This is a genomic window from Achromobacter sp. DMS1, from assembly GCF_001270295.1.
In genome coordinates this window covers 1-9471 of sequence record NZ_LHSJ01000165.1, presented here as the reverse complement: position 1 = coordinate 9471, position 9471 = coordinate 1, and the positions used below count along the sequence as shown (strand labels likewise).

The window sequence follows — 9471 nt, the reverse complement described above, 5'->3', positions numbered from 1 at the left end:
GGCGGCCGCCGGGGCGCGGGGAAATCCAGGCCCGTTTCCTGGCCGCGCCCCGCGACCGCGACGTTTCCGCCGTGGAGGCGCGGCTGTGCGCCGAAAGCCCGGCAGTGCTCAACGACCGCTACCTGCTGCGCGTGCCGGTGCCGGCGGACGCCGTCCGCGCGCCGGGCCTGTGCCTGGAGGCGGGCCTGGACACGCATGACCGGCATCCGCCCGGCCAGGGCGCCGCATCGCGCGGCGTGGCTTCGACCATGCCGTGCTGCCGCGCCAGCCGCACTGCATGATGTATTCGGACCAGTGGGAAGAAAGCGCCGCGGCGATCCTGGCATGGCTGCGCGGCCGCTTCCGCTGACATTTACAAGACCATTCGGCGCGTCCGGCGCCACAGGAGACAAGCATGCCCGCCTCTTTCATCCCTCGCATCCCCCTGCTCGGCGCCGCGCTGGCGCTTTCCGCGGCGGCGCAGGCCGCCGGCTGGCCCGAGCGGCCCGTCACCATTCTCGTGCCCTCGGCAGCGGGCGGCGCGGCGGATCTCACCGCGCGCACGTTCGCCCAGTTCCTGGGCCGGCAGACCGGACAGACCGTGGTGGTGGAAGACCGACCCGGCGCGGGCGGCATTGTGGGCACGCACGCCGCCAAGAATGCCGCGCCCGACGGCTACACCTTTCTGATCTCGACCAATTCCACCCACGCCGCCAACCAATACCTCTATAAGAGCCTGCCCTACGATGCGCAGAAGGACTTCGCCCAGGTCGGCCTGCTGGGCACCTTCGGCTCCGTCGGCATCGTGGCGCCGGACAGTCCCTACCGCAGCGTGCCCGAGCTGGTGGCCTACGCCAAGGCGCATCCGGGCGCGGTGTTCTTCGGCTATTACAGTTCGTCGTCCCAGGTGCCGGCCGAGCTGTTCAAACAGCGCGCCGACATCAACGTGACTGGAGCGGCCTACAAGAACGTCACCCAGATCATCACCGACCTGCGCGGCAAGCAGATCGGATTTGCCTTCGTGGACTATCTCACGGCCATGGGCCAGGTGGAGGGCAAGGGCCTGCTGCCCATCGCCGTTACGGGCGAGACGCGCCAGCCGTCCTGGCCCGATGTGCCCACCATGGCCTCGTACTATCCGGGCTTCGTGGTCGCCGGGTGGCTGGGCCTGTCCGCGCCCGCGGGCACGCCGCAAGAAGTGGTGGAAAAAATGAACGGCTACCTGCAGGCGGCCGTGAAGGACGAAACCACGGCCGGCAAGCTGCGCGCGCTCGGCCTGGCTCCCCAGGGCATGGACGTCGCGCGCTTCGACGCCTTCGTCAAGGAAGACGCGCAGCGCTGGAAAGAGTGGATACGCATCTCCGGCATCCAGCCCCAATGAGATTGCGCCATCTCTCTATATATAGAGATGGCGCGGCGGGCCTGCCTACAGCGGCAGCCGCTGCTCGTGCTTGATCTCGCGCAGCGCGACGATGGTGCGGGTCTGGCGGATGCCGGGCATGTTGAACAGGAAGCGGTGCAGGAAGCGGTCATAGGCTTCGGGACTTTCCACCAGGATCTTGAGCAGGAAGTCCGAGTCGCCCGTGACGGCATAGCATTCCAGGATTTCGGGCGCGTCGCGCACCGAGCGCTCGAAATTCTCCACGGTGCTGGCCGAATGCCGCTCCAGGCTGATCTGGGCGAACATGCAACCCAGCCCCACCTTGGCGCGGTCGACCTGGGCGCTGTAGCCCTGGATCACGCCGCTGGCCTCCAGCGCCTTGACCCGCCGCCACACCGGCGCGGCCGACAGGCCCACCTTTTCCGACAGTTGCTGCGCCGATGCGCGCCCGTCTTCCTGCAGGGCTTTCAGGATGCCGATGTCGGTCTTGTCCATGGCGGTTGTCTCCTCGTTTCTCGTCGGTTTTGCGGGCCGCGCGGGGCGGCGGCGCGCTGTTGGCGCGTTTCCGGCTTGGGTTTGCTCGCAAACGAAATATCTGTTTCGTATTATAGGGATTGCACGATCCAATAACGCAATAAAAGCGTGCCCTGGCGAACCTATCATGGTGCAAACCAGGAGACATCCCCATGGACGGTACACCCGCCGCCGGCACGCGCACCCCCGGGCACCCGCTCGATCTGGATTACCAGCTCGCCGACAACCTCACCCGCGCGAACGGCCGCATTTTTCTTACCGGCACGCAGGCGCTGGTGCGCATGCTGCTCACCCAGCGCCGGCTCGACCGCGAACGCGGCCTGAACACCGCGGGCTTCGTCTCGGGCTACCGGGGCTCGCCCCTGGGCGGCGTGGATATGGCCCTGTGGAAAGCCCAGAAGGCGCTGGACGCCAACCAGATCAGCTTCCTGCCCGGCATCAATGAAGACATGGCGGCCACCGCCGTCATGGGCACCCAGCAGGCCGGGGTGCGGGCCGACCGCAAGGTCGACGGCGTCTTCGCCATGTGGTACGGCAAGGGCCCCGGCGTGGACCGCGCCGGCGACGCCCTGCACCACGGCAACGCGGCCGGCGCCGTCGCGCTACGGCGGCGTGCTGGTGGTGGTGGGCGACGACCACACCGCGGTTTCGTCGTCCATTCCGCATGCGAGCGAGGCCTCGCTGATCGGCTGGCAGATGCCCATCGTGCACCCGGCCTCCGTCGAGGAATACGAAACCTTCGGCCTCTGGGGCTGGGCGCTGTCGCGCTACGCCGGCACCTGGGTGGCCTTCAAGGCAGTGTCCGAAACCGTGGAAAGCGGGCATTCCTTCCTGCCCGCCGAGCCCGAACGCTACGACATGCCCGAAGACCCCGGGCAGCCCGCCGGATCGCTCGAATACTCGGCGCGCGAGTTCCTGTCGCTGGCCATCGAGACGCGCATGCACCAGCGCATGAAGGCGGTGGCCGCCTTCGCGCGTCGCCACAGCATCGACCGCCTGGTCTGTCCGGCGCCCCGCGCCACGGCAGGCATCGTCACCGTGGGCAAGGCGCACCTGGACGCCATGGAAGCGCTCGAACGGCTGGGCGTGGACACCGTGACGGCCCACGCCCCGGTGCGCATCTACAAACCCGGCCTGACCTGGCCGCTGGACCCGGGCCGCCTGCTCGACTTCGCGCGCGGCCTCTCGCACATTCTCGTCGTCGAAGAAAAGGGCGCGGTGGTCGAAACCCAGATCAAGGACCTGCTGTTCAACCTGCCGCAGCGGCCCACCGTGTGCGGCAAGAAGGGGCTTGACGACGAACCCATGGTGACCGCGGCAGGCCAGCTGCGCCCCTCGCTGCTGGCCGCGCCGCTGGCCGGCTGGCTGCGGCGCACGGCCGGCCTGACCGCGCTGGCCGATCCGGCCGCCTTCGCCTGCCCGGCGCCGCTGTCCAACGAGGCCGACGGCATGCGCCGCCGCCCCTATTTCTGTTCGGGCTGTCCGCACAGCACGTCCACGCGGGTGCCCGAAGGCAGCCAGGCGCTGTCGGGCGTGGGATGCCACTACATGGCCGCCTGGATGGACCGCGACACCGGCGGCCTGACGCAGATGGGCGGCGAAGGCGTGGACTGGATCGGCCTGTCGCGCTACACCCGCATGCAGCACGTGTTCCAGAACATGGGCGAAGGCACCTACTACCACTCCGGCTACCTGGCCATACGCCAGGCGGTGGCCGCCGCGCCAACATCACCTACAAGATCCTGTTCAACGACGCCGTCGCCATGACCGGCGGGCAGCCGGTGGACGGCCCCATTTCCGTGCCGCAGATCTGCCAGCAGCTGCGCGGCGAGAACGTGGCGCGCATCGTCGTCACCAGCGACGAGCCCGAAAAATACCGCGGCGTGGACCTGGGACCCGGCATACGGGTGCACCACCGGCGCGAGCTGGACGCCCTGCAGCGCGAGCTGCGCGAAACCCCGGGCGTGACCGTGCTGATCCACGACCAGACCTGCGCGGCCGAGAAGCGCCGCCGCCGCAAGAAGAACCAGTTTCCCGACCCGCCGCGCCGCATGCTGATCAACAGCGCGGTATGCGAAGGCTGCGGCGACTGCGGCGTGCAGTCGAACTGCCTGTCGGTGGTGCCGCTGGAAACGCCCTACGGCCGCAAGCGCGCCATCGACCAGTCGAGCTGCAACAAGGACTATTCCTGCGCCGAAGGGTTCTGCCCCAGCTTCGTCTCGGTCATGGGCGGCAAGCTGCGCAAGAGCGCCGCGCCCCGGCCCGACCAGGAAAAGCTGGCGGCCCGGATCGCCGCCCTGCCATGCCCGAGCTGCCCGCCGCGGGAGCGGCCCTACCGCCTGCTGGTGGCCGGCATGGGAGGCACCGGCGTCATCACCATCGGCGCCATCGTTTCCATGGCCGCCCATCTCGAAGGACTGTCGGCCGCGGTGCTCGACCTGACCGGCCTGGCGCAGAAAGGGGGCACCGTGGTGAGCCACATCCGCCTGGCGCCGCCGGGCGCGCCGGCCGCCCCGTGCGGCTGGACTGGCAGCAGGCCGACGCGGCCATTCTGTGCGACCCGGTCGCCGCCGTGGCCCCCGATTCGCTGGGCGCGCTGCGGCGCGGGCACACCCGCGTCACCGTCAACACCTACGTGGCGCCGGTGTCCGATTTCACCCGCAATCCCGATGCCGCCATGCACCCCGACGCGCTGCTGGCCAAGATCCGGCATGCCGCCGGCGAAGGCCCACACCGCCGCGCTGGACGCGCACGAGGCGGCGCTGGCGCTGTTCGGCGACAGCATCCTGTCCAATATGTTCATGCTGGGCCACGCCTGGCAGCGCGGCACGGTGCCGCTGTCGCATGCCGCCATCGTGCGCGCCATCGAGCTCAACGGCGTGGCCGTGGCGGCAACCGCGCCGCGTTCGACAGCGGGCGGCTGGCCGCGCAGCACCCCGAGGCGCTGGAAGGCGTGCTGCGCCCGCGCGCCCAGGTCGTGCAGCTCCATGTGCCCGAATCCTATGAACGCGCCGTGGCGCGCCGCGTCGAAGATCTCACCGCCTACCAGAACGCCGCCTACGCCCGCGAGCTACCGGGTGTCGTGGACCGCGTGGCGCCCGCGAGGCGCGAGCTGGCGCCCGAAGCCCGCACCCCGCGGCTGGCCCTGGCTGTGGCCCGCGGCCTTTACAAGCTCATGGCCTACAAGGACGAGTACGAAGTGGCCCGCCTGTACACGGCCCCGGCCTTCAAGGCGCAGCTCGAGAGCCAGTTCGAGGGCGACTACAGCCTGCGCTTTCACATGGCCCCGCCCATCTTCGCCCGCAAGGATCCCCGCACCGGCGTGCCGCGCAAGATGACGCTGGGCCCGTGGACCCTGGGCGCCATGAAGGTGCTGGCCCGCCTGAAGGGGCTGCGCGGCACCTGGCTCGATCCTTTCGGCCATACCGCCGAGCGGCGCGCCGAGCGCGCGCTGGTGCAGGAATACCGGCAAACGGTGGAACAGTTGCTGGCCGGCCTGGAGCACGACAAGATCGGCCAAGCGGCTACAATCGCCGGCCTTGCGGAAACCATCCGGGGCTACGGTCACGTCAAGGCGGCCAGCCTGCGGAAATACCGTGAAGAACTCGCGCGCCGCATGCAAAGCTATATGGCGCCTGCACCGCGCGACGAGCCCCTGCGGAAGACCGCATAAACGCTTGCTTTACGCCGTCTCTACCTGGGCGCGCCAATGCTGGCGCGCCCAGTGCATTTAGTAACAATCTTTTGTGAGCAAAATTTATCTTCTTCTTGTGGGTGTCGCACTCGATCACTAGAATTAGTGCCTAACACGGGGTGCTACACTACATATTGTGTTTTTCCCGGCGCTGCCCCCTGGGCGGACCTTGCCTTTCGCGATTGCTCCCAGCGCGGTGCCTCGCATCAAGATCAGACTCATTCGCACGTGTACGGCGTCCATCCGCCGTGCCGCCACCTTCGCTTTCTTCGCACAGGAGCTTCCATGCAGACTACGATCGCCTCTGTGACCCGGCCCTCCGCCGTGCCGCCTTCTCAGACCGACTCTCCCGCCGCCTCCAACGGCGGGCAATGGGCCAGCTACAACATCATCCGCCGCAACGGGTCGGTGGTGGCGTTCGAGCCCAACAAGATCGCCATTGCCATGACCAAGGCCTTCCTGGCGGTCAATGGCGGCCAGGGCGCCGCCTCCGCGCGCGTGCGCGAACTGGTCGAAAAACTGACCGCCCAGGCCGTCAACGCGCTGGTGCGCAACCGTCCCAACGGCGGCACCTTCCACATCGAGGACGTGCAGGACCAGGTCGAACTGGCGCTGATGCGCTCGGGCGAGCATGACGTGGCCCGCGCCTACGTGCTGTACCGCGAGAAGCGCGCGCAGGAGCGCGCCGCTCGCGTGACCGCCGAAAGCCAGGAAAAGGCCGCCGCCGCGCCGCAGGAACACGTCCTGCATGTGACCGAGAACGGCCAGCGCCGCCCGCTGGACCAGGCCGCGCTGCGCGCCACCATCGAAGCCGCCGGCGAAGGCCTGGCCGAGTTCATCGACACCGAGACCATCCTGAAGGAAACCGTCAAGAATCTGTACGACGGCATTCCCGTGGACGAAGTCTTCAAGTCTGCCATCCTGTCCGCGCGCGCCCTGGTCGAGAAAGACCCGGCCTATAGCCAGGTCACCGCCCGCCTGCTGCTGCACACGATCCGCAAGGAAGTGCTGGGCGAGGAAGTCTCGCAGGCCGACATGGCCACGCGCTACGCCGCCTACTTCCCGGTCTTCGTGCAGCGCGGCATCGAAGGCGGACTGCTGTCGCCCGAGCTGGCCTCGTTCGACCTGGCCAAGCTGGGCCAGGCGCTGGACGCGCGCCGCGACCTGCAGTTCGGCTATCTCGGCCTGCAGACCCTGTACGACCGCTACTTCCTGCACATCAAGGGCACCCGCATCGAACTGCCCCAGGTGTTCTTCATGCGCGTGGCCATGGGCCTGGCGCTGCGCGAAACCGACCGCGAGGCGCGCGCCATCGAGTTCTACGAGATCCTGTCCTCGTTCGACTTCATGAGCTCCACGCCCACGCTGTTCAACTCGGGCACGCTGCACTCGCAGCTCTCCTCGTGCTACCTGACCACCGTGTCCGACGACCTCGAGGGCATCTACGACGCCATCAAGGAAAACGCGCTGCTGGCCAAGTACGCCGGCGGCCTGGGCAACGACTGGACGCCCGTGCGCGCGCTGCGCAGCCACATCAAGGGCACCAACGGCGAAAGCCAGGGCGTGGTGCCGTTCCTGAAGGTGGTCAACGACACTGCCGTCGCGGTGAACCAGGGCGGCAAGCGCAAGGGCGCCGTGTGCACGTACCTCGAAACGTGGCACCTGGACATCGAGGAATTCCTCGAGCTGCGCAAGAACACCGGCGACGAGCGCCGCCGCACGCACGACATGAACACGGCAAACTGGATTCCCGACCTGTTCATGAAGCGCGTCATGGAAAACGGCGAATGGACGCTGTTCTCGCCGTCCGACTGCCCCGACCTGCATGACAAGTACGGCAAGGCCTTCGAAGCGGCCTACCTGGGCTACGAAGCCAAGGTCGCCAGCGGCGAGCTCAAGCTCTACAAGAAGATGCCGGCCGTCACGCTGTGGCGCAAGATGCTCTCGATGCTGTTCGAAACCGGCCACCCGTGGATCACGTTCAAGGATCCGTGCAATATCCGCTCGCCGCAGCAGCACGTGGGCGTGGTGCACAGCTCCAACCTGTGCACCGAGATCACGCTCAACACCAACGAGTCGGAAATCGCGGTGTGCAACCTGGGTTCGGTGAACCTGGTGGCGCACATGAAGCCCGCGGCCGGCGGCGGCTTCGAGCTCGACCACGACAAGATCAAGCGTACGGTGCGCATCGCCATGCGCATGCTCGACAACGTGATCGACATCAACTATTACGCCGTCGACAAGGCGCGCAACTCCAACCTGCGCCATCGTCCGGTGGGCATGGGCATCATGGGCTTCCAGGACTGCCTGCAGATGATGCGCGTGCCGTACGCGTCGCAGGCCGCCGTGGAATTCGCCGACCGCTCGATGGAAGCCGTGTGCTATCACGCGTACTGGGCCTCGAGCGAACTCGCCGAAGAACGCGGCCGCTATCAGTCGTATGAAGGCTCGCTGTGGTCGCGCGGCATCCTGCCGCAGGACACGCTGAAGATGCTGGCCGAAGAACGCGGCGGCAATGTCGAAGTCGATACGTCGAGCACGCTCGATTGGGACGCGTTGCGCGCGCGCATCAAAGAGCACGGCATGCGCAACTCCAATTGCATTGCGATCGCCCCAACGGCGACGATTTCCAATATCATTGGCGTATCTGCGTGCATCGAACCCACATTCCAGAACTTGTACGTCAAATCGAATCTCTCCGGCGAGTTCACGGTCGTCAACGAATATCTCGTGCGTGACCTGAAGAAACTCGGTCTCTGGGACGAAGTCATGGTCGCCGACCTCAAGTACTTCGACGGCAGCCTGTCCCGCATCGATCGCGTACCTTCCGAACTCCGCGAACTCTACGCCACCGCGTTCGAAGTCGAACCGCGCTGGCTGGTGGAATGCGCGTCGCGCCGGCAGAAGTGGATCGACCAGGCCCAATCGCTGAACATCTACATGGCCGGCGCCTCGGGCAAGAAACTCGACGACACCTACAAGCTCGCCTGGAAGCGTGGCCTCAAGACCACTTACTACCTGCGCACCCTGGGCGCCACCAGCGCCGAAAAATCCACGGGTCGCGGCGGCGAACTGAACGCCGTCAGCGCCGGCGGCCATGCCGCCGCCTCGCCTGTGGCCGCAGCGCCTGTTTTGCCCGAACCCGAAGTTCTCGGGGCGGTTTGCACCATGCGGCCGGGCGATCCCGGCTTCGAAGAGTGCGAAGCCTGCCAATAACCGCTCCGGAGAATGAATCATGATTAATTGGGAAGACGACAACCTCGCCACGCAATCCGTCCAGCCGTCCGCGCCCGCCGCGGGCGGGCAGCCGGGCGCGGACGTGCGCCCGGCCACGGGGGTGTTCGGCGACGCCGCCCTGCCCACCCCGGCCGCGCCGCAGCATGCGGCCGCCTGGCGGCCAGCGGCAGCGCCACCTCGCAGCGCGTGAAGGTTGCCGACAAGCGCATCATCAACGGCAAGACGGACGTCAACCAGCTGGTGCCGTTCAAGTACAAGTGGGCCTGGGAAAAATACCTGGCCACTTGCGCCAACCACTGGATGCCGCAAGAAATCAACATGTCGCGCGACATCGCCCTCTGGAAGAACCCCAACGGGCTCACCGAGGACGAGCGCCGCATCGTCAAGCGCAACCTGGGCTTCTTCGTCACGGCCGACTCCCTGGCCGCGAACAACATCGTGCTGGGCACCTACCGCCACATCACGGCGCCCGAATGCCGCCAGTTCCTGCTGCGCCAGGCCTTCGAAGAAGCCATCCACACGCACGCCTATCAATACATCGTCGAAAGCCTCGACCTGGACGAAGCCGAGATCTTCAACGCCTACAACGAGGTTCCGTCCATCCGCGCCAAGGATGAATTCCTGATCCCGTTCATCGACGTGATCG

The 9471-nt window shown here is 67.2% G+C and carries 3 protein-coding genes and 3 pseudogenes; 5 read left to right on the top strand and 1 reads right to left on the bottom strand.

The features are described from left to right. Together AD428_RS17655 and AD428_RS17650 are read left to right on the top strand one after the other, a co-directional pair. Positions 1 to 281, top strand: a pseudogene (locus tag AD428_RS17655) (alpha/beta hydrolase); the annotation flags it as partial. A 113-nt stretch (positions 282 to 394) separates the two neighbouring features. Next, on the top strand, positions 395 to 1360 hold the full coding sequence (locus AD428_RS17650; RefSeq protein ID WP_053246045.1) for a Bug family tripartite tricarboxylate transporter substrate binding protein: 966 nt from the start codon (positions 395 to 397) through the stop codon (positions 1358 to 1360). Between the two features lie 45 nt (positions 1361 to 1405). On the opposite strand, the gene AD428_RS17645 is transcribed toward AD428_RS17650, so the two are convergent. Then, the gene (locus AD428_RS17645; RefSeq protein ID WP_053246044.1) at positions 1406 to 1855 is read right to left on the bottom strand and encodes an Lrp/AsnC family transcriptional regulator; all 450 of its coding nucleotides are present in this window, start codon (positions 1853 to 1855) and stop codon (positions 1406 to 1408) included. 191 nt (positions 1856 to 2046) lie between these two features. On the opposite strand from AD428_RS17645, the pseudogene AD428_RS25340 reads away from it, so the two are divergent. The 3 genes and pseudogenes from AD428_RS25340 to AD428_RS17620 all read left to right on the top strand — a co-directional run. Beyond that, positions 2047 to 5567 (top strand): annotated as a pseudogene (locus AD428_RS25340) (indolepyruvate ferredoxin oxidoreductase family protein). 306 nt (positions 5568 to 5873) lie between these two features. Next, a complete protein-coding gene (locus AD428_RS17625) occupies positions 5874 to 8804 on the top strand; it encodes a ribonucleoside-diphosphate reductase subunit alpha (protein WP_053246041.1) in 2931 nt (976 codons plus the stop codon). Between the two features lie 19 nt (positions 8805 to 8823). Continuing rightward, positions 8824 to 9471, top strand: a pseudogene (locus AD428_RS17620) (ribonucleotide-diphosphate reductase subunit beta); the annotation flags it as partial.

What these genes read in the sequence shown, in the direction of transcription:
- AD428_RS17625 (WP_053246041.1), top strand. Translation starts at nt 5,874, where the DNA reads ATGCAGACTACGATCGCCTCTGTGACCCGGCCCTCCGCCGTGCCGCCT.
- AD428_RS17650 (WP_053246045.1), top strand. Translation starts at nt 395, where the DNA reads ATGCCCGCCTCTTTCATCCCTCGCATCCCCCTGCTCGGCGCCGCGCTG.
- AD428_RS17645 (WP_053246044.1), bottom strand. Translation starts at nt 1,855, where the DNA reads ATGGACAAGACCGACATCGGCATCCTGAAAGCCCTGCAGGAAGACGGG.